We start from the raw sequence: 24,766 nt of genomic DNA on the forward strand, positions 1-24,766 counted from the left end.
ATGATTATCCCGGCTTTAGATTTGATCGAAGGCAGCGTGGTGCGTTTGCATCAGGGCGATTACGGCCAGCAGCGTGATTATGGCAACGATCCGCTTCCACGTTTGCAGGATTATCAGCAGCAAGGTGCAGAAGTTTTGCATCTGGTTGACTTAACCGGCGCGAAAGATCCGGCGGCTCGTCAGATCCCATTGCTGACAAAATTGCTGGCGGGCGTGTCTGTACCAGTTCAGGTCGGTGGCGGTGTCCGCACCGAACAGGACATTGAAGCCTTGCTGAATGCCGGTGCAACCCGCGTCGTCGTGGGTTCGACGGCGGTTAAAGAACCGCAGAAAGTTCAGGGCTGGTTCCAACGTTTCGGCGCAGACGCCCTGGTTCTGGCGCTCGATGTCCGCATTGCTGCCGATGGCACTAAAAACGTTGCCGTCAGCGGCTGGCAGGAAAATTCCAGTTCCACGCTTGAAGAGATCGTGGAACTGTTTCTGCCTTTCGGCCTGAAACACGTTTTGTGCACGGATATTTCCCGCGACGGCACGCTGGCAGGTTCAAACGTTGAGTTGTACCGTGAAGTGACCGCGCATTTTCCGCTGGTTGCTTTTCAGGCTTCCGGCGGTATCGGTTCATTGCAGGACATCGCCAATCTGCGTGACAGCGGCGTGAAAGGCGTGATTGTCGGGCGGGCATTACTCGACGGTAAATTCAATGTGACGGAGGCAATTTCATGCTGGCAAAACGGATAATTCCCTGCCTCGACGTTAAAGACGGCCAGGTCGTAAAAGGCGTGCAGTTCCGCAATCACGAAATCATCGGTGACATCGTGCCATTAGCGAAGCGTTATGCTGAAGAAGGCGCAGACGAACTGGTGTTTTACGATATCACCGCTTCCAGCGATGGCCGTGTGGTCGATAAAAGCTGGGTGTCGCGCGTGGCAGAAGTCATCGATATCCCGTTTTGTGTCGCTGGTGGGATCAAAAGCCTGGAAGATGCGGGGCAGATTTTGCAGTTTGGCGCCGATAAAATCTCCATTAACTCCCCTGCTCTCGCCAACCCGACGCTGATCAGCCGCCTCGCCGACCGTTATGGTGTACAGTGCATCGTTGTGGGTATCGATACCTGGCACGACGCGGCGACCGGCACTTATCAGGTCCATCAGTTTACCGGCGACGAAGCACGCACCAAAGTGACCACCTGGCAGACAATTGACTGGGTGAAGGAAGTGCAGGAACGCGGCGCGGGCGAAATCGTGCTGAACATGATGAATCAGGACGGCGTGCGTAATGGATACGATCTGGAACAGCTGAAGATGATCCGCGAAGTTTGCCATGTTCCGCTCATCGCTTCCGGCGGTGCGGGCACAATGCCACACTTCCTCGACGCTATCCGCGAAGCACGCGTTGATGGCGCACTGGCCGCATCGGTGTTCCACAAACAAATTATCAATATTGGCGAGCTGAAAAGCTATTTAGCTGAAAATGGCGTGGAGATCCGCTTGTGAGTAATCAGGAAGTAAAAACCGGTCTGCTGACCGGCGAACAAATCAGCCAGCTCGACTGGAAAAAAGTCGATAACCTGATGCCGGCAATCATCCAGCATGCAGTGTCTGGCGAAGTGCTGATGCTCGGTTACATGAATCAGGAAGCCCTGAACGTTACGCAATCTTGCGGCAAAGTGACGTTCTATTCACGCACCAAAGAACGTTTGTGGACCAAAGGTGAGACCTCAGAAAATTATCTGAACGTGGTCAGCATTACGCCTGATTGCGATAACGATACGCTGCTGGTGCTGGTCAATCCGGTGGGTCCGACCTGCCATAAAGGCAACAACAGTTGTTTCCACCCTGCCGAAACCGACTGGGCATTTCTGTATCAGCTGGAAGAGCTGCTGGCTTCGCGTAAAACCGCCGATCCGGAAAGCTCCTACACCGCCAAATTGTATGCCAGCGGCACCAAACGTATCGCACAGAAAGTCGGTGAAGAAGGTGTGGAAACCGCGCTTGCTGCCACTGTCAACGACCGCTTTGAGCTGAAAAACGAAGCGTCAGATTTGGTCTATCACCTGCTGGTGTTGTTGCAGGATCAGGATTTGAACCTGAGTGCGGTGATTGATAACCTGCGTCAGCGTCATAAGAAATAACGTCAATTCTAAGACGTAAAAAAGCCGCCTTTGCTGATGCATTGGCGGCTTTTTTTATGACGCAAGCAACGGCGCGCTTTTCAGCACACCGTTAAACGAATTAATCCAACCATTCGGTATGGAATACGCCATCTTTATCAGTGCGTTTGTAAGTATGTGCACCGAAATAGTCACGCTGTGCCTGGATCAGGTTAGCCGGCAGAACCGCTGAACGGTAGCTGTCGTAGTAGTTGATCGCAGCAGAGAACGTTGGTGTCGGGATACCGTTCTGAACAGCATAAGACACAACATCACGCAGCGCTTGCTGATATTCGTCAGCGATGTTTTTGAAGTACGGAGCCAGCAGCAGGTTAGCAATGGACGCGTTTTCAGCGTAAGCATCCGTAATTTTCTGCAAGAACTGAGCACGGATAATACAACCCGCACGGAAGATCTTCGCGATTTCGCCGTAGTTCAGATCCCAGTTGTTCTCGTCAGAAGCCGCTTTAAGCTGTGAGAAGCCCTGCGCGTAAGAGACGAGTTTACCCAGGTACAGAGCACGACGAACTTTCTCGATGAACTCAGCTTTGTCGCCAGTGAAAGGTTTAACAGCCGGGCCGGACAGCACTTTAGAAGCCGCAACGCGCTGATCTTTCAGAGAAGACAGATAACGCGCAAACACAGACTCGGTGATCAGAGTCAGTGGTTCGCCCAGATCCAGAGAGCTCTGGCTGGTCCATTTACCGGTGCCTTTGTTCGCCGCTTCATCCAGAATCACGTCGACCAGGTATTTACCTTCTTCGTCTTTCTTGGTGAAAATGTCTTTGGTGATATCAATCAGGTAGCTGCTCAGCTCGCCTTTGTTCCACTCAGCGAAGGTGGTTGCCAGCTCTTCGTTGCTCAGGTTCAGGGACTGTTTCAACAGGGAATAGGCTTCTGCGATCAGCTGCATGTCGCCGTATTCGATACCGTTGTGAACCATCTTGACGTAATGACCTGCGCCATCAGCGCCGATGTAAGCGACGCAGGCGTCGCCATCTTCAGCACGTGCTGCGATTTTTTCAAGAATTGGCGCCACCAGTGCGTACGCTTCTTTCTGACCGCCAGGCATGATTGACGGGCCTTTCAGCGCGCCCTCTTCACCGCCGGACACGCCGGTACCGATGAAATTGAAGCCCTGCTCAGACAGTTCGCGGTTTCGGCGAATGGTGTCTTTATAGTAGGTGTTGCCGCCATCGATCAGGATGTCGCCTTTATCCAGGTGCGGAGTCAGGGATGCGATGGTTTTGTCAGTTGCTTCACCGGCTTTCACCATCAGCAAGATACGACGTGGTTTTTCCAGCGAGTCAACAAACTCTTCGACGGTGTAGTGCGGAACCAGATTTTTACCCGGATTCTCTGCGATGACTTCGTCAGTCTTGTCGCCAGAACGGTTAAAAATGGAAACGGAATAACCACGGCTCTCGATGTTAAGCGCGAGGTTACGGCCCATGACCGCCATACCGACAACGCCGATCTGTTGTTTGGACATTAGCAACTCCTGTCTGAAATAGTTGATCGCCCAGTTTTTAGTCTAAACCCCTGTTAACAGTGAGTTTAACTGCACTGAGCTATACAAATGAACACAAGCATTGTACATGAGAATGGCAAAGGGTGAACCTATTGCAGCCATAACAATATTCTGATCGCACATACCGGCAACCACCAGCCTCGCCTTTCTCAGAGGCCGACTTCACTTTACCGGTAACATGTGGGGAATGCAGGTGAAAAAGAGCTTTTGCAGGCACACTTTAACGACTTGTTGATTAACTTCGATTCTTAGTCGGTAACTGCCTAAGACATTTCTGGTTAAGCCGTGCTCTCTCCTTATCGCAGAACCAGCCCCATTTATTGAAATATTTAATTGCAGAAACAACGTGATAAATCATAAATTTTTTATTTTGATATGAGGAACGCTGAGCCTCATGTACGACAACAGAGTTAGGGCAATATCGTACAGAGAATTCTGATTGGCTGACCCTTCGAGATAAATCGACATCTTCCAAATAAAGGAAAAAACGGGGATCAAAACCTTTTGTTACTCTCAATGCATCCCTGCTTATGAGCATGAAGCATCCGGATAATGAGGGGGCGAAAAATGCTTGAGTGAGATCAGCCTTATGGAGTTCATAAGTCTCGTTAATACCGCTGGAAAGGCGAGTAAAAAAACGTCTTACAAAAAGCTGATACGGTGTCGGCAATAGTCGACAGCAATGCTGCAAGGAACCATCTGGGTAAGTGACTTTAGGGATGCTCAATCCGATCTTATTAATAGCACTGTAATGATAGAGTTTGTCAACTTCGCCGGATTTGAAAGCAATGTCCGGATTACAGATCAGGGTAAACTCATACTTGTCTGCATAACGCCTTAATACTTCATTATGACCAGTCCCAAAACCGCAATTGGTCTTTAAAATTAGGATTTCAATTTTAGGGTGAATATAGTCTTTTAACCAGCGGCATTCCCCGCCATTATCGACAATGACAATTTTTGAGATAGTTTCCTCATTAATCAATGAGTTAATCGTTGGCTCAATATCCGCATACTGGTGTTTATAGAGCACTAAGGAAGCGATGATTTTCACTATTTATACCAGTCTTATATTTTATTCAGCAGCACATAAGTCAGTGTGGTGAAGTAGCCGATGGCCTGTTGATGATAGATACCGGAACTTTTCATCAGTTTTAACCTCATTGAGAGGCTACTATTCCTGATGTCTTTAAAGTCGTGCAGAGTCGCCGTAGACTCCGGCGTAAGGTACCGACTGACGCTGTTCAGCACTTCAAAATTCATATTATTCCAGATAGCCGCTCTCCCACTGTGAGCCTGCAAGAAATTTTGTAGTCGCTTACCCAACCCCATACTATTGCCGATAACATTATTATGGTGTTGCCGATAAAGTACAGTAGGAATAGTGTCAAAAAAAACTTTCCCACCACATCCGCTGACAATCTGATAGAGCGACCAGTCATGCGCAACCATAGGAATGCCATAAGCCAGAGCAAGAAGCTCTCTGGCCTTATGATTGAAAACCATCGTATTTCCACTGGCAATATTTTGAAGAATTGAATTTGCGAAAGAAGGAGGACGCTTATAGTTAGGGGAAGCCCCGATGATTTTTCCGTGAGCATCCGTCAATGTTGTTCTGGAACAATACAGCGCCGGCACATCATCAGGGATCTCAGAAAGCCAATTAATCGCCCGCTCCAGCTTGTCAGATTTCCAGACGTCATCTTGATCAGAAAAGGCATAATACTTCTCGCATATTTCTTCATTGTTGATCATATGCATGAAGTTTTCTACAAAACCGCGTTTTGGACCTTTTAAGTGTGTGCCCTTTAAGTGGGAGCAGTTAATAAATGAACGAGCTATTGCGCAGGTTTCGTCGGAAGAACCATCGTCAGATATGTAAATATGTACATTATTGACAGATTGATTTTCAATAGACTCTAGTTGAGATAGCAAATATGGTGCACCATTATAAGTGCACATCATAACTGCGATTTCATGATCCTGCATATTGGGATAACCTTATTCTGATATTGAGAAAAAGTCTGCCCCACAGGGCAGACTTTCGAAAAGAGATCCAAGAATTCAGTTGATCAAACCTCGTCCACAATAGTCATCATCAAGAACCATTTTTTCCAGAACACTGTTCTTATTTTCAAGTGTTGCTTCAATGAAATCAGCATACAGTACATCAGCAATCTCTACCGAAGGTTCAAAGCTATTGTAAAATTTATTTTTAATATCAACAGACTGATATACGAAGTCCATTGCACCTTCTTGCAACGCATTCCGGGTGAGTTGAGTAGACAATTCCGCTTCACTTAAAACTTTAAAACATGGTTTGAATAAATTATCTTCATCAAAGACATACTTCGTCACCTGTGGATCATTAGCGCTTAATAATTGCTCTAAGCAGAAACTGTTACTGAATATGCGGGAACCAGTATTTATAGCCTGACCCAATTCAACATAACAACCTTCAGCAAATGCATTGTCAGGCATAGTATCGCGGATGTTATGTGCAGTAGCGAAATAGAATCCGTGAATCGGACCAGTTAGTAATTTATTTATAGATTTTTGGATCGTCCCAGAATATCCCACATCCACTACCGCCGCATTTTCGCTGCTGGTAAGACCAACAGAGTCTAAATACTGTAAAAGGATATTCTTTTCAGCTGAAGCCTCAGCCAAAATATCAGGTGTAAGAACATGTAATAACTCATTAATAGCAGACAAATCCCCGTCTTTTACCTGGAGTAAAGTACCTTTATTCCAGACACCTGAAGCATAAATTTCATTCCAACGATCATCTGAAAGTTCTAAACCAAACCGTTCGTAGAAAAAGCTCTGTACTTTATTAGGATAATAGTTAGACATCGCGATTGCACAAATATCTTCGAATGACGCAATATTCGGTACATTAACCGCTCTGCGAGAAACCTGTAGATAGTGGCTATTTGGTGCATCATCAACTGTTTTGGACCATGCATCATAAACTTGCTTGATTAGCTTACCCTCACGAGCAAGGAAATACAGATCCGTCACATTTCGTGCTTTTGCTCTCTTAGCAAGCCATGCGCAAAATGCTGATATTGTCGGCCCCACGAGATTAAAGCCAAGTTGACGAGGGATAGATGAAAATATAGCAATATCATTAGCATCAAAATTGTAGCATTTATTCAGATTTTCTCTGACTAACATCCCAATGGTCAATTCTCTATTGAGATTGTTCTCATAAACTTCTGGTCGAACAAGAGTCTCATATTCAGGCAAAGATTTAGCGAGGTCTGCGGCCCGGAGTATGTGTAACGCACGCAATTTGAACTCATCACAAGGCAGTTGCAAATCGGAACGCTCATTATCACCAAACATAACAACTTCCTCACCCTTCACGCCTTCTTCAGCAAGCATGAATGAATAGAGTTGTCCGGTATCTTTCCTTATGCCCAAATCTGAGGAAAGGTATAGGCGATCATAATTATCAATCCCATTGAGCTTTAACATTGTTTTGATAGTTTGTATCGATAAAAACATATCGCTGATGAGAACAACACGTTTGCCCCACTCTTTTGATTTATTGAGGAGGTGTATCATATCTTTTCGAGGTGATACTGATTCTAATTCAATATTTTCCTCAATGCATTGGATTTCAGCACATTTCTCAACAGACAGTTTAGTTAGTAAACCAAACTGCTCATATATATCAGAGATGGAAATATCTTTCCCTTTAATATTACGTGCATTAACCTCTGCTATTGCTCGGAAATTAGCAAAGAGCTTACCCTCAGCCTCATCCAACTTCTGACGAATGATTTCTTTAGTATGGTCAGCAACGAGTAATGGACGAACAAGTAATGTATCAAAAATATCGAATGCTATAACTTTAGTTTTGGAATCTCTGATCAAATGGCTATAAGTTTCATCTGCACGATTTAAATATTGCTGATCAAAGCGGAATGGTGACCAAGAAGGACTGCTATGGTCTTTAATAATAATTGACTGATAGTTTTGAGATGTTGGTACAATACCGAGCATCCTTTCCAGCGCATGCGCTAATGTACCATCAGTTTGGCCTAATTCTTCAGGGAATTCTTCCCATTTAAGATTCAGGTCAAAAAGAGGTTTCATTGCTGACATTTTTGCCCAAAACATGGAACCCGCAGGGAAATGGTAATAACTTTCAGGCATCGGTATACCAATGCGTTGACAAAGCATTGCACCATCTCGTTTATTAGCCAACCATGTAAATGCCGGATACGGGACCTGAACAAAAGCTTGGGGGAAGATGATACCTACCGAAGGATTATCTTGGAATAACCCAAAAATACGATTTATATTTTTTTCTGTACCTAAAAGAGCATTAAACAAGTACTCACGCCATCCCAATGTTGTCCCACCGTTATAGAGAGACTTTTTGCTCTGTATATGACAGACATAATCGTATTCCTTTATCCGTTCACCAAACTGACAGAACATCGGAGCAATATCTCTACCGCGGTTCGGTACAATTTCAACATATAGATTCGAAATGTTTTTTATTTGCTTCAGCGCATTAGTACAAACCTCTCTTCCTTCCTCAGTTGTAACTGAAACATAAACGTCAAATAAGAATGGAATAGCTGAAAGATGGGCGCTAAACTCGTTTATTAGATCATGATAAAATATATGGCAATGTACAGCGACCTTTCCAGGTGTTCCTTTAAAATTGTCTCTGCAGGCATTAATATCTACCATCCAGTCAGTTTTAGCCTGCCTAAACCCTGCAATGCTGTCGTTCGTACGCATGAAAGATGGATGGTCATAGAACCATTCTGGTTTTAATTTCATCGCAACTTTTAAAGCACTAAGCTTATATCTATCTGGCAGTGCATGATAAACACGCTGTGCGTATGTTCTACTGCGCTGGTTCACTCTTGTAGCGAGCATTTTTACAGGGCGTGTAATGTTCTGCACAGCCTGGCCCGACTTAACTTTAACTTTCTGTCCAATATAGAAAAATTTTCTAAAAATCAGGCGCGCTGGATTGCGCAAATAAGAAGGGGTTCGTCTTGAAATCACACGAATAGGGGCTGAAAATTTCCAGCTGGTTGAATCGTAAATACCATTTAGTTGCTGTTGCAATAAATAATTTTCATGGCGGGATTGGCCCAAAAGCTGCTCATTGAGAGCAGCATCATTATAAAGTTCAGCGAGTTGTTGATCACGTAAAGATATTTTATCCAGCAATTCTAATTGAGAATTATTTGATTTATCAACATTTACTCTGTTCGTATCTTCTAATGTTTTAATAGTCATCTCTTTACCGGCAATATCTAATTCAAGTGACTGAATTACGCTTGCGCGCTCATCAGCTACAGTAAGCAGTTCTGCAATATGCTTCTGTAAATGTTTCTGTTCTTCAATTGCATTATTTAAGTCGTTGACAATAGCCTTTGCAGAATCCCTTCTGACATTTAATTTTACCTCTTTAAGAACAGAGAGTATTGCAACAGAATCTTTAGACTGAACAGATGCCAGGAAATCTGCTTCTGCATCCAGCCAGATATTTTTTAAATCGTCGTCACAGTTAAAGCCTATAGCATTCATAATTAATAACGAAAAATCAGCAATACTTTCGCCACGATATGACGGGCTAAATGAAATTGACGTCAATCTTAATAGAGAATGGAAAATCCCTCTGAAGACTATATATCCCAGAGTAATCTCAGCAGGTGAATTCCACTCTTGGTCAAAAAGTTTCTTATCACCATTATCTAATGTAATAAAATTAAATGGCATTGCATCCAAAAAATCAGAAGGCAAAACCGTCAGGCTATTGAATTCGTTAGAAAGACTAGCTCGCTTTTGTATTTCATTAATCCATATACTGGACCAGCAAACGATAGCTTGAATTGTCCAGTTGGGTTTGTTAACAGTATGAACGAGGGAAAGCCATAAACTCTCTCCGTCATGGAAAGCGCCACTTTCAACAATTGAATGTTCATTAACTGATGATGGAATTGAAACATCACCACCACTGGTATGCACAACTAATTCATCATCTAAATTTGTTTGGAAAATTGTTGTTTTTTTGAATTCATTAGCTCTACCATCTGAAAAATGATAAGCAGCAATCGTATTATCAATAATTCCCTCATCAGGTTTTACCTGACTGCTTATCATTAAAAAAGAGTTACTCAAATCAGCCGCGAGATCATTATTCCAGATGTTATAAATGCCTTCCTCAATTGAAAAATAATTTTCTGAATTTTTCTGGGGGTCCTGATGTGCACTTTCGATTGCCAGTTGCGAGAATTGTGATGAAAAGTTTTTCCATCCAAGAGGACAAATGATGCTAACGGGTAATTTATAATCAGGAAGCGGCAAAAATTCTTCGTTATGCAAAAAACCTGAATTAGCTAATACAGCTTTAAGTTCACTACGGCCAAAAGTAACGACGCTTTCTTCAGTGTAAGAGTTGTTGATACCAAACATTGGCAAGTTTACATGATCTTCATTGACACCGGAGAAATACTTTATACCTAATTTATTTTCAATTGCGACGAAAAGCCTGCCCGACTCAGTCATTCTGTCACGACATGAATCTAAAAGGGTTTTTTGGCCATCGCGTCCAAGAAATACTCGCGCATATTCCAATACACCTACAAGTATAACTGCGTCAAAATGACCAATGTCTGGTATAATATCACTCGGTGCACAAATAACGTCAACATTAGACAAATCTCGGGTTCGTGCTCTTGCAATTTGAGCTCGTCGAAGGCTCCCTTCTACCGATACAACATCAGCGCCACTCTCTCCTAAAAAACGCGTTATTGCACCGCAACCGCAACCTATTTCAAGAACCTTTTTGCCCTTCAACCATTGCTCAAAAGGACGCAGTAAATTCGAGCGTCTAGAGGAAAGATGATAAGTGGATGGCCAATCCTTCATCTTATCTGACAGCTCTTTTGAATTAATGCTCACATCAACTGATTCGGTAACGGACTTCAATACGTAATTCTCAGCCTCATCACCGTCATTATATGCAAAAGCTGGCAATTCAACAGGACGCCAAACATTGGTCGTTTTATCAATAAAGAAATCATTATTTAATAAAATTTCATGTATGTTATTCTGTTTCAAAATTTATTCTCGCATTCAAATTGGCTAAGCCAGTGAAAGATTTTACAGGCCCGACAGCCAAGTGTATTGAATCATACCGGCGGTCATGCGGTATGATTTCACCATCAAGAGAACTACTGGCAATACCGACAGAGATAAAGAAATCACCCTCATACACCATCATCGGCAATGTAACAGAAACCATCATTTCAGTATTAATTTCCGCCACATCAACCAAGTCTACAGATTGCCATTCACTATTCGTATTATAGATTGTCACGCCTTCTTTAGTTTTAATTGCGAAACCAAATATTGGCCTCACAACAACATCATGAAATCTTACTTTAATAGCCAAGGTTAATTCTTTTCCGGGAGTAACGGTGCTTGGATAATCTTCACCATCCTGACAGATGTAAAAATCTATCAGTTCCGCTGCACGGTCTCCCCATCGGTACTCTGACGGATTATAGTTAGGGCGTTCTGAGTATTCTCCCGTCAACAATGAGCTGAAGCTTCCAGGTGAGAGATTAGATTTCGATTCCCGGTCCCGAATTTGAACTTCGCGGGAAACAGCCTTCTCAAGTTTATCATCTTGATCTTTTCTAATCGATGAGCCGTTTTTCTTACCAAAAAGAACATCCAAATACCTGTTAACAACATCATTAGGGCTACCCTGAACTTGTACCACCCCATGGTCTAACAGCAATGCACTATCACAATGGGTGACAATTTGCTCTGTTGCATGTGATACAAAAAGAATTGAAGTACCGTCCTGTTTAAGCCTTTTCAGTCGCGAAAAACATTTTGCCTGAAATTTCGCATCTCCAACCGCCAGGGCCTCATCAACAATAAGAATATCTGGGTCTATTTGCGCCTGAACGGCAAATGCAAGGCGGACCAACATTCCACTCGAATAAGAACGGACCGGAGAGTTGATAAAATCGCCAATGTCTGCGAAAGATAATATATCATCTAATTTATTTTCAGTTTCCTCTTTAGATAACCCCAAGAGTGAAGCATTTAAATAAACATTTTCCAGACCTGTGAAATCGGAATTAAAACCTGCCCCCAGTTCCAGTAAGGCTGCAACGCGACCATTGACAGCTATATTTCCCGCTGTCGGCGTTAAAGTCCCAGCAATTATTTGCAAGAGTGTGGACTTACCAGAACCATTTTGGCCAACAATCCCCATTGTCTGGCCACGAGGTAAATTAAAAGACACATCTTTTAACGCCCAGAAGTCCTGATGATAGATACGTGCCTCTTTCCCTAATTTACGGTCAATTTTAGGCATAACGAATTGCTTAAGCCTGCGCGCAGGACTTTCATACACCTGGAAACATTTATCAACATTTTCAATTCTAATTGCAAAATCATCAGAGGACATCTGCGAATCCTTTTCTAGTCTTTTGGAACCAGGCATACCCTAACCACATAATGAAAACTGCAATCAAGGAATATATTGCCAGCCCCATAAAATCAGGTAATTTCCCCCAAATAATGACGGATCTCCCTTGCTCAATAATAAATGTCAATGGGTTAAGTAAAATTATTTTTCTCATTGCAACAGGCACAGCTGTAATGGGATAAAACACTGGGGAAAGAAACATTAGTACAGTGACTACAATCGAAATGGTTTGACTAACATCACGGATAAACACCCCTAATGAGGCAAGAAACCAAGTTAAACCCAGCGTCAGTAAAATCAAAGGGAACAGGACTAATGGAAAGAAAACTATAGTCCAATGGAGATAACCGTTAAATATTACAAAAGCCGCAGACAACACAAATGTGCTAACAAAACTATGGAAAAGCACATTACCCAGCGCGACTAGAGGTAGTATTTCAAGAGGGAAAACTACTTTTTTAACATAATTTACATTATTTAAAATCATCGAAGGGGCACGACTGAGCATTTCAGCTAACAGTGTGTGGATGATCAAACCGACGAAGAGAATAATCGCAAAATCGGCTTTAGATTCATTTCCAGCAGACTGAGTGCCCCAGCGGGCTTTAAAAACAACCGAGAACACCAACGTATATACAACCAGCATAAAAATTGGGTTGATGAATGACCATAAGACCCCCATCACTGAACCACGATACCGGCCAATAATTTCACGCTTAGCCATCTGTAATATTAAATTTTTATTATTCCACGCGCTATTAAATAGCGAAAGCAGTGAAGTGGGTTTTCCTAAATGAGGATTCATAGACTTCTCTTTTTGCTTCACATTTGAAAGTTAACAGTTTCTTTGAGCTGAGGTTTGTAAAAACTCAACTCAAATTAATTGACACCTTGAAATTTACCTGAATCAATTTACTGATTTCACCCATTGTACGCATTGATATTTTCAAGTGCTTTTTGCCAATCACTTGGTGCAATATTGAACTTTTTCAATAACTTGGCACAATCAAGTTTGGAATTGGAAGGGCGTTTGGCAGGCGTCGGGTATTCAAAAGTTTTAATATTTAGTATAGAAGGCGATTTAGCGAGAACTGAATGCTTTGTAGCTGAGGTGAAGATTTCTGCTGCAAAACCTGCCCACGATGTATAAGGATACCCTGAATAGTGATACACGCCCCAACGTTCGTCTTCAGTTTTCAGTTGACCGGATATTGCAATCAGAGTTTCCGCAATATCTCCGGCATAAGTTGGACTACCGAATTGATCCCCAACAATAGATAATTGCTCCCTGTCTTTCGCCAGTCGCAGCATGGTCTTTACGAAATTGTTGCCATATTCACCGAACACCCATGAAGTGCGCAAAATAATGTGTTTTTTGCAAGCCATGGCAACAGCTTGTTCACCGGCCAATTTGCTTGCGCCATAAACTCCGGTAGGCCCTGTGAGATCTGTTTCCACATAGCATCCCTCATGGTCTCCAGAAAAAACATAGTCAGTCGATATATGTAGAAAAGAAGCATCAACCTTTTGCGCTGCAATTGCCAAATTTTCAGCGCCTGTGCTATTGATTAAATAGGCAAATTCACGTTCAGATTCTGCACGATCAACAGCAGTATAGGCAGCAGCATTAATAATCGCGTTAGGGCGTAACTCGCTGACAACACTCATTACTTTACGGTGATCGGTAATGTCAAGCTCTTGCCTGTCAACAGCTTTTACCTCCCATTCAGCCGGAGCTCGTCGCACCAATTCTTTACCAACCTGGCCCGCGCATCCTACGATCAATAATTTCATTTGGTTATAGTACCTATAGAATTTTATAGTGTTCTTGTATTAATGCCTCAAGCCAAAGCCCAAGGCCTTTGAAAGCAAATCAAATCTTAAAAAGTTCTGAAAAACTTTGACCCAATGCATCTTTTGCAGAGAGCAAGGGTTCACTAACCGGCCACTGAATCCCAACTTCCGGATCGTTCCAGATCAAGCAACCTTCATTTTTCGGATCATAGTAATCAGTGCATTTATACTCAAAATCGGCGAAGTCTGAAATCACAACAAATCCATGGGCAAGGCCGGGTGGTACCCATAGTTGATTCTTATTACTTTCTGAAAGATGGACACCAACCCACTTGCCAAATGTTGCGGACTCAGGACGAATATCAACTACGACATCGAATACTTCACCTCGCACTACACGTACAAGTTTACCCTGCGGTTTTGACGTCTGGAAGTGCAAGCCACGAAGGACATTGCGGGAGGATCGTGAATGATTGTCCTGAACAAAATCCAGATCAATATCCAACATTTCCCGATAGCGGTCTTGCTGGAAAGTCTCAAGAAAGAATCCACGTTCATCACCAAACACTTTAGGTTCAACTAACTTCACACCAATAACGTCTGTATCAGTCACTTTCATTTTTATAGCTCACTCGTTATACAATTATCAGGCGATACTCAACTCTCTTGTATGAACAGCAGTCGCTGTAACTTGTACAAAGGAAATTTTGAGCGAAATCCGCCTTGCTCAATTTTCTAAAAATCCTACCACAAATGACTCTTATGGCTCACTCAGAATCTGGCTAAAAGCTCCCTTAATCGCCTAAATGCATCTTTACTGTACTTTGTTCTACGAGTTTGGATGATCCAGCATCCAGGCCAGACACTCTGCAGCAATTGAAAGCATTTTTATTCCCTCACGAAGCTTCATTTGTGCTGAAAATTGGACAATTCCTACGAGAACTTTTACCGACAAGTAATATGATATTCCACACGTTTTGCCACAGGATTCAATGGTAGTCAGGCTCAACCATTAGGAGCATTTTTTAATCAGATATCTGGCGTGTTTAATTTATTTTAAGCACCTCGAAATATTTAGCTCAAAAACGCTAGAATAACCTGATTATAGCTGCGCTTACCCTGACTCTGCGCTACGCTATGTTGTTCTTCGCAAGCTAAAGCGAAATAGCTGATTTTTTGAGCATGTCAAAAAGCTAACACTTCATAAATGAGTACGTATATATGAAAATCTTGATCACCGGTGGTGCCGGTTTCATCGGTTCAGCAGTTGTTCGTCACGTTATTGATAATACGCATGATAATGTCTTGGTGGTCGATAGTCTTACCTATGCAGGTAATCTTGAATCGCTCGTTTCTGTTTCGGATAACAGCCGTTATGAGTTTGCTCAGGTAAATATCTGTGACCGTTCAGCCCTTGATGCTGTTTTTGCAACCTTTCAACCTGATGCTGTTATGCATCTCGCAGCTGAAAGCCATGTTGATCGTTCAATTGATGGGCCAGCAGCTTTTATCGAAACTAACATCGTGGGTACTTACGTTCTTCTTGAGGCAGCTCGGCATTTCTGGAGTTCGTTGTCTGAAGAGAAAAAAACAGCTTTCCGCTTCCATCATATTTCGACGGATGAAGTGTATGGTGATTTGCACGGTACTACAGATCTTTTCACTGAAACGACACCGTACGCACCAAGCAGCCCTTACTCTGCGTCAAAAGCCTCAAGCGATCACCTTGTTCGTGCATGGCAGCGCACGTACGGCTTCCCTACTATTGTGACAAACTGTTCAAATAATTACGGTCCTTATCACTTCCCTGAAAAACTCATTCCCCTCATCATTCTTAACGCATTGTCGGGTAAAGCGTTGCCTGTTTACGGTGATGGAGCCCAAATTCGGGACTGGTTGTTTGTAGAAGATCATGCCCGCGCACTTTATAAAGTGGTAACCGAAGGTGTGGTAGGCGAAACCTATAACATTGGTGGTCATAACGAGCGCAAAAATATTGATGTTGTTAAGACAATCTGCGGACTGCTTGATGAACTGATTTCAGATAAACCGGCAGGCATCACCCATTTTTCAGAGCTCATCACTTTCGTCAAAGATCGGCCTGGTCACGACATGCGCTACGCAATTGATGCAACTAAGATTGATCAAGAATTAGGCTGGAAGCCGCAGGAAACTTTCGAAAGCGGTATCCGGAAAACGGTCGAATGGTATCTGAACAATGAAAATTGGTGGCGCCGTGTTCAGGATGGTTCCTATGCCGGTGAACGTTTAGGCCTGACTGACTAATATTTGAGGAGAATAATTAAGTGAAAGGTATCGTTTTAGCCGGTGGTTCAGGCACACGCCTGTACCCCCTGACACGCGGTGTATCTAAACAACTGCTGCCAATTTATGATAAACCGATGATTTATTATCCAATATCGGTGCTAATGCTCGCAGGGATTAATGAGATATTGGTCATTTCTACTCCTGAAGATATGCCGTCATTCAAGCGTTTACTGGGTGATGGTTCGCAGTTCGGTATTAAATTGGAATATGCCGTGCAACCTTCTCCCGACGGTCTTGCCCAGGCATTTATCATCGGTGAAGAATTTATTAACGGTGAGCGTTGCGCACTGGTTCTCGGCGACAATATCTATTTTGGTCAAAGCTTTGGCAAACAACTCGAAGCCGTTTCCAAAAGAGAGACTGGCGCTACGGTCTTCGGTTATCAGGTACAAGATCCTGAGCGCTTTGGCGTGGTTGAATTTGATAAGGATTTCAAGGCACTTTCCATTGAGGAAAAACCATTAAAACCAAAATCTCATTGGGCAGTAACCGGGCTTTATTTCTATGACAACAACATTGTAGAAATGGCTAAACAAGTGAAGCCATCTCATCGCGGTGAACTTGAGATAACCACATTAAACGAAATGTATCTTGAGAAGGGTCAACTGCAAGTCGAACTTTTGGGGCGTGGTTTTGCGTGGCTGGATACCGGCACACATGACAGCCTGATAGAAGCTTCGCAATTCGTCCATACCATCGAGAAGCGCCAGGGTTTCAAAGTAGCCTGTCTTGAGGAAATCGCATTCCGTAAAGGATGGCTCAGCAAAGAACGTGTTGCTGAACAAGCTGCTTTAATGAGTAAAACAGCTTACGGAACCTATCTGACCCAACTGCTAAATGAACAGAAGTAAGAGTAAGGTTTACCTAAATTTCTCAAACATCCAGGATTGTTTAAAATAGCGCTTCTGGAAATCAGATATAAAAAAGCACCGGTAATTCGGTGCTTTTTTTTGTTCGCATTGGATAAGTATCTACTCTTCTACAAACTCTTTCAACCACGCCTTGAACGCTTCACCTTGTGAGTTATGGCGAATGCCATACTCAACAAACGCTTTCATATAACCGAGTTTGTCACCACAGTCGTGTGAACGGCCAGTCATGGAGAAAGCTTCTACAGTTTGTTTTTTCATCAGCATAGCAATGGCATCCGTCAACTGGATTTCATTACCTGCACCGTATGGCGTTACTGCCAGCAGTGGCCAGATAGCTTCGGAAAGAACATAACGCCCCACAACCGCGAGGTTAGATGGCGCATCTTTCAATTCAGGTTTTTCAACGATGGCAGTCATTGGCGCACTTTCGCCCGGCTCAACTTCCGCACCATTACAGTTCACGATACCGTATTTGGACACGTCTTTTTCAGGCACTTCTTCAACCATAACCTGGCTGTTGCCGGTCTCTTTGAAACGGCGAAGCATTGCTGCAAGGTTGTCTTTACGCAGATCGCTGGTTGAATCATCCATCAGAACGTCTGGAAGGATAACCGCAAAAGGTGAGTTACCAATCAAAGGTTTAGCACACAGAACGGCATGTCCAAGGCCTTTAGACTGCCCCTGACGCACGTTCATGATAGTCACGCCTTTCGGACATATTGACTGCACTTCTTCCAGCAACTGACGCTTAACGCGGGTTTCCAGCATGCTTTCCAGTTCGAATGAAGTATCGAAGTGGTTTTCGATGGCATTTTTGGAAGAATGCGTGACGAGAATGATCTCTTTGATGCCCGCCGCCGCACATTCATTAACGATGTACTGGATTAAAGGCTTGTCGACGATAGGCAACATTTCTTTTGGAATGGCTTTCGTCGCTGGCAACATACGTGTGCCCAGACCGGCAACAGGGATAACAGCTTTTAACATTGTAGAAGATACTCCTTGAAACCTATTGGTGTGTAAATTCAGTCAGTTGGGGAGCCAAACATGTCAGGGCATTCACTGAACTGAAATTGTATAAACAAATTAATTTCCCAGCACGATATTTTCTTCCCTGAGTATAGTCCCTGTGATTTCGTTTAGGGAGACTATACTGCTGACTTTAGGACTCCAGCACCATTCTGTGTATGCCATTACGATACCAGCAAGCAGCACATAACGGTAAGCTAAAGACTTAAAATTAGGAATGTTGAACCTGTTCGCTGATTTTCTGCACACAATTTGCTGCTTTCCAAAACATCCCGTTAAACTTTACCGCACAGCAACCGCACCTGTTTCATTTCCATCACGCTATGCGGTAGCACGCTGATTTAGATTTGAAATTTCGCCCTCTGACGCCCATTATTCAACGTGCGACAATCGTCGTGTAACTAAAGGTGAAACAAGCAATATGGAATGGATCGCCGATCCGTCAATCTGGGCCGGGCTGGCTACCCTGGTAATCCTTGAAATTGTCTTAGGGATAGACAACCTGATTTTCATCGCCATTTTGGCAGAAAAGCTTCCCCGCCGGCAGCGCGACAAAGCCCGCGTCACAGGGTTAATGCTGGCATTAGTGATGCGCCTGTTGTTACTGGCGTCAATTTCCTGGCTGTCGACCCTCACCCGCCCTCTCATCACTTTACTCGGGCATCCGTTCAGCGCCCGAGACATGATTATGCTGACCGGCGGCGTGTTCCTGCTGTTTAAAGCCACCATGGAGCTCAATGAGCGCCTGGAAGGTAAAGATGAAGAGCAGAGCCAGCAGCAAAGCGGTGCCAGATTCTGGCCTGTCGTGGCGCAGATCGTGGTGCTCGATGCGGTATTTTCCCTCGACTCGGTGATTACCGCCGTTGGTATGGTGGATCATCTGGCCGTTATGATGGCGGCAGTCTGTATCGCCATCGGGCTGATGCTCCTGGCCAGCAAGCCGCTGACTAAGTTTGTGAACGCGCATCCCACTATCGTTATTTTATGTCTGAGTTTCCTGCTGATGATCGGCTTCAGTCTGGTCGCCGAAGGCTTTGGCTACGCGATTCCTAAAGGCTATTTGTACGCGGCTATCGGTTTCTCGGTGATCATCGAAGCGCTCAATCAGCTGGCACAATTTAACCGCAAACGCTTTCTGTCATCGCGTCGTTCTTTGCGTGAACGCACGGCGGAGACGGTTCTGCGCGTTTTACGCGGCAAGCATGAAGAGGCTGAACTGGATGCCCATTCGTCCAGCATGATTGCGGACAGCACTGAAGAAGACGCCATTTTCAACCAGCAGGAACGCAACATGATTGAACGCGTTCTGGGGCTGGGGCAGCGCACGGTCAGCAGCGTAATGACCTCGCGTCATGACGTCGATAATCTCGAACTGAATGACCCCATTGATGTCCTGAGAAATCAGATTGCCGAGAATCAGCACACACGCATTCTGGTGACGGAAGACAGCTCGACCGACGAGCCGCTGGGTGTTGTTCATGTTGTTGACTTGCTTAAACAGCAGCTGCTGCAAAATGAGTTAGATCTTAAGGCACTGATCCGCCAACCCTTGATCTTCCCGGAGCAGCTTTCATTGCTGATGGCGCTTGAACAGTTCCGTCAGGCGAAAACGCACTTTGCTTTTGTCGTGGATGAGTTTGGTTCTGTCGAAGGCATCGTGACGCTGACTGACGTGATGGAAACCATTGCCGGGAATCTGCCGGAATCTGATGAGTTGCCGGATGCACGCCACGATATCCAGCAGCAGGAAGACGGAAGCTGGATTGCGAATGGCTATATGCCGCTCGAGGATCTGGCAATGTACATCCCCCTGCCGCTCGATGATAAGCGCGAATACCACACGCTGGCCGGTTTACTGATGGAATATACCCAGAGCATTCCGCAGGTCGGCGCACAGATAAAAATTAACGATTATTTGTATGAACCACTGGAAGTCAGCAGTCACCGGATTTTAAAAGTGAAGATCACCCCGCTCAATCCGCCGGTGTCCGACGATTACGAAGTCTGATTTCTTCGCGGTAAGCGTGACCAAAAAAACGGGGTGCCATTGAGCACCCCGTTTTTATTCCCGGCTAATCCGATGTTACTTCTTCAATATCTTCTGCACTTCATCACCGGCTTTACTGTCTTTGCGTTTATCAATCCAGTTCTGGATAGCGCTGCGGGCGCTCTGCTCCAGTGACTGACGCAATATCTGGTCAACCTGCAACTGATAATGCATCTGCGACCACGGCCCGTACACGCGCAGCGGAATATCGGTCGTTTTCAGCGTATTGATCAGATTGCTGTCGCCCTTCCAGCCGCCGGTTACGCGGATCAGCAGATTCAAATCCACCTGCTGTGCAGCCATATTAATGGTGCCGTCACCTTTGCCGGTGACCATCGGCGACACTCCTTCCATATTGCTCAGCGTCAGCGTGCCATCGGCAAGATGACCTTTCGCATTCAGCGTATCAATCTGGCTGTAGTGCTCGTAACGGTCGAGGCCCTGAACTTTGTCGCTGTTTCTCGCAATAGCCTGCTGGATAAGCTGCTGAATATTCATGCCATTCAGACGCGCATTATCCATTGAAATCTGGCCATCGCCCTGCCAGTGCCGCGCGAAATCAGCGGCTGAAAGGCCTTCACCGCTCACATTACCCTTCAGCGAGAAGTTGCCGGTCAGCGCCTTAGGCAACTCATATGCCGAAAGCAAATCGCCCAGCTCAATCTTGTTGACGTCAGGCACCAACTGAACCTGAATTTTCTTGCCCGTCACATCCATTTTGCCTGGCAGTGAGAAATTGCCGGTACCCATGTTGCCGCTGAACGTCGACAGCAAAACCTGCCCTTGCTGATTATCAGCTTCGAGCGCCAGGTTCTGAATTTTCATTCCACGGTAAGTAAGATCAGCCACTTTCAGCGCCAGGTGTGCATTGAATGTCTGAAGTTCACTCAGCCCGTTGGGTTGTTCATCTATGTCGCGCGCAATAACCGGTGCCGACGTAATGGCCTGAGAAGTCGTGGCTGTCTCTTCCGTTGTTTTCGGCTGCCAGCCAGAAAGCGCATCCAGATCGAGTTTTTCCGCGTTCAGGTTCAGCTGATAATTCGGTTCATCGCCCAGCGTGGCCGAAGCCGTACCGGAGATCTGATTATCATTGGCGGTCAGCGCCATCTGGCTGAGCGTCACAGCATCAGTCTCCCGCTGATAACTCGCCTGCATCGAACCGTTGCCCTGAATGCCTTTAACCGGAATATCCGCGCCGCTCAGCTGATAGGTAAATTTGCTGATGTTGGCAGCAAAGGCCTGCGGATAATGCTGCATATCCAGTTCCGCATTCATCGTGAAGGCTAAATCACGCTGATTACGATTGATGCGGCTGGAAAGCTGGACAGAAGCCTGCCGGTTGTCGTCTTTATCAATTTCGAGATTAATGTCGCGCACATTGATTTGTTCATCGTCGCCACGCTGCCAGATAAGCAAACTGTCGGCGATGCTGATTTTATCAATGTCGAACTTCCAGCCAGCGTCCAGCTCAGACGCACCGGGCGCCACAGGAACCGGAGAAGATGGAGCAACCGGCGCATCGGGCTGATTCTCTTCGGTATCCGGCGTTAACCGGATAATCGCATTTTTAAACAAAACTTGCTTTACGGCGAGCTGATGAGAAATGAGAGGCCAGAGTTTGACATCCAGTCGCATATTTTCAGCACTGACTACCGGTTCTTTCGCACCCGGCGCGGTGAGCGATGTCTGCCCGGCAATAATGCTCAGCTGCGGCCAGACGTGCCAGCGCAGCGAACCATTAATGGCCAGCTTGTAACCGCTTTTCACCTCAACCCTTTCCACCATGTACTGACGGAAATCGTTCGGGTTGATCAGAAATACCAGCGAAGTCATGCCGGCAATGATAACCACCAGTAAAATCACCAGTGTTGTCAGTAGTCTTCTCATGCCTTCCTCACGTTTTCATCCGCTCACGCCGATAAAAAACAGAATCAGTCTTTATCAATACGACTGGCAATTGCACTTTGCTGGTCGCGGTATTTCGCATCCTGACGGCTGTTATAAGGGCGTGCAGCTGAACCGGACAACGGTTCAAAGCTTAACGCGCCAATCAGCATACCCGGGCGAAGCGCCAGAGGCAGTTTACCGGAATTGTAGAACTCAAGGACGATGCGACCTTTCCAGCCCGGATCGATGCGGTGTGCTGTGACGTGTACCATCAGGCCCAGACGCGCCAGTGAAGAACGCCCATCGAGCCAGCCCACCAGATCATCCGGAATGGTGACGGATTCAAAAGTGACCGCCAGTGCCAGTTCGCCGGGATGCAGGAAGAAAGCTTCACCTTCCGGCAGAACGATTTCGTCGCTCATCACTTTGTCCAGCGCCGCGCTTACTTCGTCTTTCGGGCCACTCAGATCGATAAAGCCAGCGTTATGGCCGAGGAAAACGCGAAAACCGTTACCCAGACGCACATCTACCGTTGCACCGTTAATCCGCTCAACCGGCGGACGGGGTGAAATGCCTAATTTGCCGCTGTCCAGCCAGGCTTCTATATCTCGATCGCAAAGTCTCATCGTATCTCCGGTGTGGTTTTCTACGGATTGTTCCGCGATTAGTTGAAGAACTGGCTGATTTTCGCCTTAAGAATATCAATCGCAATCCGGTTTTTACCGCCACGCGGCACAATGATGTCTGCGTATTGTTTTGAAGGTTCGATAAATTGCAGGAACATTGGACGGACAGTTTTCTGGTATTGCGCCATCACGGAATCCATAGAGCGACCACGCTCGTTGACATCGCGCTTCATGCGGCGCATCAGGCAGATATCCAGCGGTGTATCCACGAAGATAGAGAAATTCATTTCCTGACGCAGACGCACGTCGGTCAGTAACAGGATCCCTTCCAGAATAATGACTTTCTTAGGCTTGAGCGTCACGGTCTCAGCCAGACGGGTATGTTCGATAAAACTGTAACTCGGTAATTCGATAGCCTGACCTGACTTCATTGCCTGCAAATGCTGGAACAGCAAATTGTGATCCATGGCACTGGGATGGTCATAGTTGGTTTTGACCCGTTCTTCCATGGTCATATGGCTTTGGTCTTTATAGTAGCAATCTTCCGGGATCACCCCGATATGCTCATCACCTACCTGATCACGAAGTTCACGGTATAACGTACTGGCGATGAGGCTTTTTCCCGAAGCAGATGCGCCAGCGATACCCACGATGACACACTGATGGAATTTGTCAGACATAAAATTAAAGACCTGATTTGGAAGTTGGAAGGCAAGCACAGCGTGTGCTTTGAACGCGCCAATTATAAGTACAACACACTACCCGATGCCAGCGTTAAGGCGGTGTAATCGCTGACATCGGGCAATAATTCGCAGAGTTGGGAGATTAAACCGCCCGGAAAGCGATTTCTGTCGGAATCGCGTCGCCTTTCCAGAACAGCTGCGACGCCACTTTTGACGCAAGTTCGCGATAAATCGTCGTGAACTCGCTTTCAGGATTAGAGACAACAGTCGGTTCGCCGCGATCCAAATCCTCGCGCAGCGAAATATGCAGCGGTAACTGAGCCAGTAATTCGCAACGGTATTTTTCGGCCAGACGTTGTGCGCCACCGGTGCCGAAAATCGGTTCATGATGCCCGCAGTTGCTGCACACATGCATGCTCATATTTTCGATAATGCCTAACACCGGCACATGTACTTTCTCAAACATCACAATGCCTTTCATAGCGTCGAGCAGCGCGATGTCCTGCGGCGTGGTCACCACGAGCGCGCCCGTCACCGGAATATTTTGCGACAGCGTCAGCTGGATATCGCCGGTGCCCGGCGGCAGGTCAATCACCAGATAATCGAGATCCGGCCACAGCGTATCCTGCAACATCTGCATCAGCGCTTTGCTGGCCATCGGGCCGCGCCACACCATCGCATTTTCGTCGGTGACCAGATAACCAATGGAGTTAGTCGCCAGTCCGTGCGCCATAATCGGCGACATATGTACACCATCCGGTGATGTCGGACGCTCTTCTTCCGTGCCCAGCATGTTCGGCACCGACGGGCCATAGATATCCGCGTCCAGAATACCGACTTTTCCGCCTTCCGCGGCCAGCGCCAGCGCCAGATTCACCGCCGTGGTGGATTTACCCACGCCGCCTTTGCCTGAGCTGACCGCCAGAATATTGCGTACGCCTTTAATGCCGGGCTGATCATTGGCACGTTTCATCGTGGCGATATCGTGACGCAGGTTCCACTGAATGGCCGAAGCGCCGGTAACCCGCAGCAATTCACCGCTGGTTTCATCTTTGAGCACCTCGAAACCGCTGTTCCAGGCAAACGGCAGCGTCAGATCGATATGCAGAACTTCGTCCATCAGCACGCAATGATGCACCGCTTTTATCGCAGCTAAATCTTTTTGAAGTGTTGAATGGCGGAAGGTGGCCAGTACGCCGGTCACGAGTGCGCGCAGCCCTGCGGGTGTGGTCTGCTGTGGGGATTGAGATGTCATCCCGGCTCCTTGAAAACTGGTTATCAGACTAGTTATTTACCCTAAGCATAACAGAACACACGTAAGGAGATCCCCCC

19 protein-coding genes are annotated in these 24,766 nt (G+C 45.7%); 6 read left to right on the forward strand and 13 right to left on the reverse strand.

The window, feature by feature from the left end; translation table 11 throughout:
- Genes hisA through hisIE form a run of 3 tightly spaced genes read left to right on the forward strand, consistent with a single transcriptional unit; the run spans position 1 to position 2,131 of the window.
- A complete protein-coding gene (gene hisA / locus M2403_RS01040; RefSeq protein ID WP_259228302.1) occupies positions 1-738 on the forward strand; it encodes a 1-(5-phosphoribosyl)-5-[(5-phosphoribosylamino)methylideneamino]imidazole-4-carboxamide isomerase in 738 nt (245 codons plus the stop codon).
- Positions 720-1,493: an imidazole glycerol phosphate synthase subunit HisF gene (gene hisF, locus M2403_RS01045; RefSeq protein ID WP_259228304.1), complete on the forward strand. Its 774-nt coding sequence runs from the start codon at positions 720-722 to the stop codon at positions 1,491-1,493. The genes hisA and hisF overlap by 19 nt, the downstream gene beginning before the upstream one ends.
- A 23-nt stretch (positions 1,494-1,516) precedes the next feature.
- Positions 1,517-2,131, forward strand: coding sequence for a bifunctional phosphoribosyl-AMP cyclohydrolase/phosphoribosyl-ATP diphosphatase HisIE (hisIE, locus tag M2403_RS01050; protein WP_165058661.1), 615 nt, complete (start codon positions 1,517-1,519; stop codon positions 2,129-2,131).
- 100 nt (positions 2,132-2,231) lie between these two features.
- Here the strand turns inward: hisIE and gndA are convergent, their stop codons facing one another.
- The 8 genes from gndA to rfbC form a co-directional block, all read right to left on the reverse strand.
- Positions 2,232-3,641 carry an NADP-dependent phosphogluconate dehydrogenase gene (gene gndA, locus M2403_RS01055; RefSeq protein ID WP_165057033.1) on the reverse strand — a complete coding sequence of 470 codons (1,410 nt, stop codon included), beginning with the start codon at positions 3,639-3,641 and terminating at the stop codon, positions 2,232-2,234.
- A gap of 274 nt (positions 3,642-3,915) precedes the next feature.
- Positions 3,916-4,734, reverse strand: a complete 819-nt coding sequence (locus tag M2403_RS01060; protein ID WP_259228306.1) for a glycosyltransferase — start codon at positions 4,732-4,734, stop codon at positions 3,916-3,918.
- 14 nt (positions 4,735-4,748) lie between these two features.
- The gene (locus M2403_RS01065; protein WP_259228309.1) at positions 4,749-5,669 is read right to left on the reverse strand and encodes a glycosyltransferase family 2 protein; all 921 of its coding nucleotides are present in this window, start codon (positions 5,667-5,669) and stop codon (positions 4,749-4,751) included.
- Between the two features lie 75 nt (positions 5,670-5,744).
- Positions 5,745-10,781 carry a rhamnan synthesis F family protein gene (locus M2403_RS01070; RefSeq protein ID WP_259228310.1) on the reverse strand — a complete coding sequence of 1,679 codons (5,037 nt, stop codon included), beginning with the start codon at positions 10,779-10,781 and terminating at the stop codon, positions 5,745-5,747.
- Positions 10,768-12,147 (reverse strand): ABC transporter ATP-binding protein, encoded by a 1,380-nt coding sequence (locus M2403_RS01075; protein WP_152325840.1) that lies wholly within the window; start codon positions 12,145-12,147, stop codon positions 10,768-10,770. The genes M2403_RS01070 and M2403_RS01075 overlap by 14 nt, the downstream gene beginning before the upstream one ends.
- Positions 12,137-12,973, reverse strand: a complete 837-nt coding sequence (locus M2403_RS01080; protein WP_152325839.1) for an ABC transporter permease — start codon at positions 12,971-12,973, stop codon at positions 12,137-12,139. Before M2403_RS01080 ends, M2403_RS01075 begins: the two co-directional genes overlap by 11 nt.
- A gap of 116 nt (positions 12,974-13,089) precedes the next feature.
- Positions 13,090-13,962 carry a dTDP-4-dehydrorhamnose reductase gene (gene rfbD / locus M2403_RS01085; protein WP_259228313.1) on the reverse strand — a complete coding sequence of 291 codons (873 nt, stop codon included), beginning with the start codon at positions 13,960-13,962 and terminating at the stop codon, positions 13,090-13,092.
- A 79-nt stretch (positions 13,963-14,041) separates the two neighbouring features.
- Positions 14,042-14,581: a dTDP-4-dehydrorhamnose 3,5-epimerase gene (rfbC, locus tag M2403_RS01090; protein WP_152325837.1), complete on the reverse strand. Its 540-nt coding sequence runs from the start codon at positions 14,579-14,581 to the stop codon at positions 14,042-14,044.
- A gap of 602 nt (positions 14,582-15,183) precedes the next feature.
- Here rfbC and rfbB point away from each other — a divergent pair.
- Together rfbB and rfbA are read left to right on the forward strand one after the other, a co-directional pair.
- Positions 15,184-16,248, forward strand: coding sequence for a dTDP-glucose 4,6-dehydratase (rfbB, locus tag M2403_RS01095; protein WP_165057018.1), 1,065 nt, complete (start codon positions 15,184-15,186; stop codon positions 16,246-16,248).
- A gap of 20 nt (positions 16,249-16,268) precedes the next feature.
- On the forward strand, positions 16,269-17,141 hold the full coding sequence (rfbA, locus tag M2403_RS01100; RefSeq protein ID WP_152325835.1) for a glucose-1-phosphate thymidylyltransferase RfbA: 873 nt from the start codon (positions 16,269-16,271) through the stop codon (positions 17,139-17,141).
- A gap of 120 nt (positions 17,142-17,261) precedes the next feature.
- On the opposite strand, the gene galU is transcribed toward rfbA, so the two are convergent.
- Positions 17,262-18,149 carry a UTP--glucose-1-phosphate uridylyltransferase GalU gene (galU, locus tag M2403_RS01105; protein ID WP_208950271.1) on the reverse strand — a complete coding sequence of 296 codons (888 nt, stop codon included), beginning with the start codon at positions 18,147-18,149 and terminating at the stop codon, positions 17,262-17,264.
- A gap of 463 nt (positions 18,150-18,612) precedes the next feature.
- On the opposite strand from galU, the gene M2403_RS01110 reads away from it, so the two are divergent.
- On the forward strand, positions 18,613-20,199 hold the full coding sequence (locus M2403_RS01110; RefSeq protein WP_195814549.1) for a TerC family protein: 1,587 nt from the start codon (positions 18,613-18,615) through the stop codon (positions 20,197-20,199).
- Between the two features lie 75 nt (positions 20,200-20,274).
- Here the strand turns inward: M2403_RS01110 and asmA are convergent, their stop codons facing one another.
- The 4 genes from asmA to apbC all read right to left on the reverse strand — a co-directional run bounded on the left by asmA (position 20,275) and on the right by apbC (position 24,689).
- On the reverse strand, positions 20,275-22,125 hold the full coding sequence (gene asmA, locus M2403_RS01115; RefSeq protein WP_259228322.1) for an outer membrane assembly protein AsmA: 1,851 nt from the start codon (positions 22,123-22,125) through the stop codon (positions 20,275-20,277).
- Positions 22,126-22,169: 44 nt separating this feature from the next.
- On the reverse strand, positions 22,170-22,751 hold the full coding sequence (gene dcd, locus M2403_RS01120) for a dCTP deaminase (RefSeq protein ID WP_152325831.1): 582 nt from the start codon (positions 22,749-22,751) through the stop codon (positions 22,170-22,172).
- Between the two features lie 38 nt (positions 22,752-22,789).
- Positions 22,790-23,431: a uridine kinase gene (gene udk, locus M2403_RS01125; RefSeq protein ID WP_120506638.1), complete on the reverse strand. Its 642-nt coding sequence runs from the start codon at positions 23,429-23,431 to the stop codon at positions 22,790-22,792.
- A gap of 145 nt (positions 23,432-23,576) precedes the next feature.
- Complete coding sequence (apbC, locus tag M2403_RS01130) at positions 23,577-24,689, reverse strand: iron-sulfur cluster carrier protein ApbC (RefSeq protein WP_152325830.1); 1,113 nt, start codon at positions 24,687-24,689, stop codon at positions 23,577-23,579.
- Positions 24,690-24,766: the final 77 nt, after the last annotated feature.

The organism is Rahnella sp. BIGb0603 (genome assembly GCF_024808755.1).
Taxonomy (GTDB): domain Bacteria; phylum Pseudomonadota; class Gammaproteobacteria; order Enterobacterales; family Enterobacteriaceae; genus Rahnella; species Rahnella contaminans.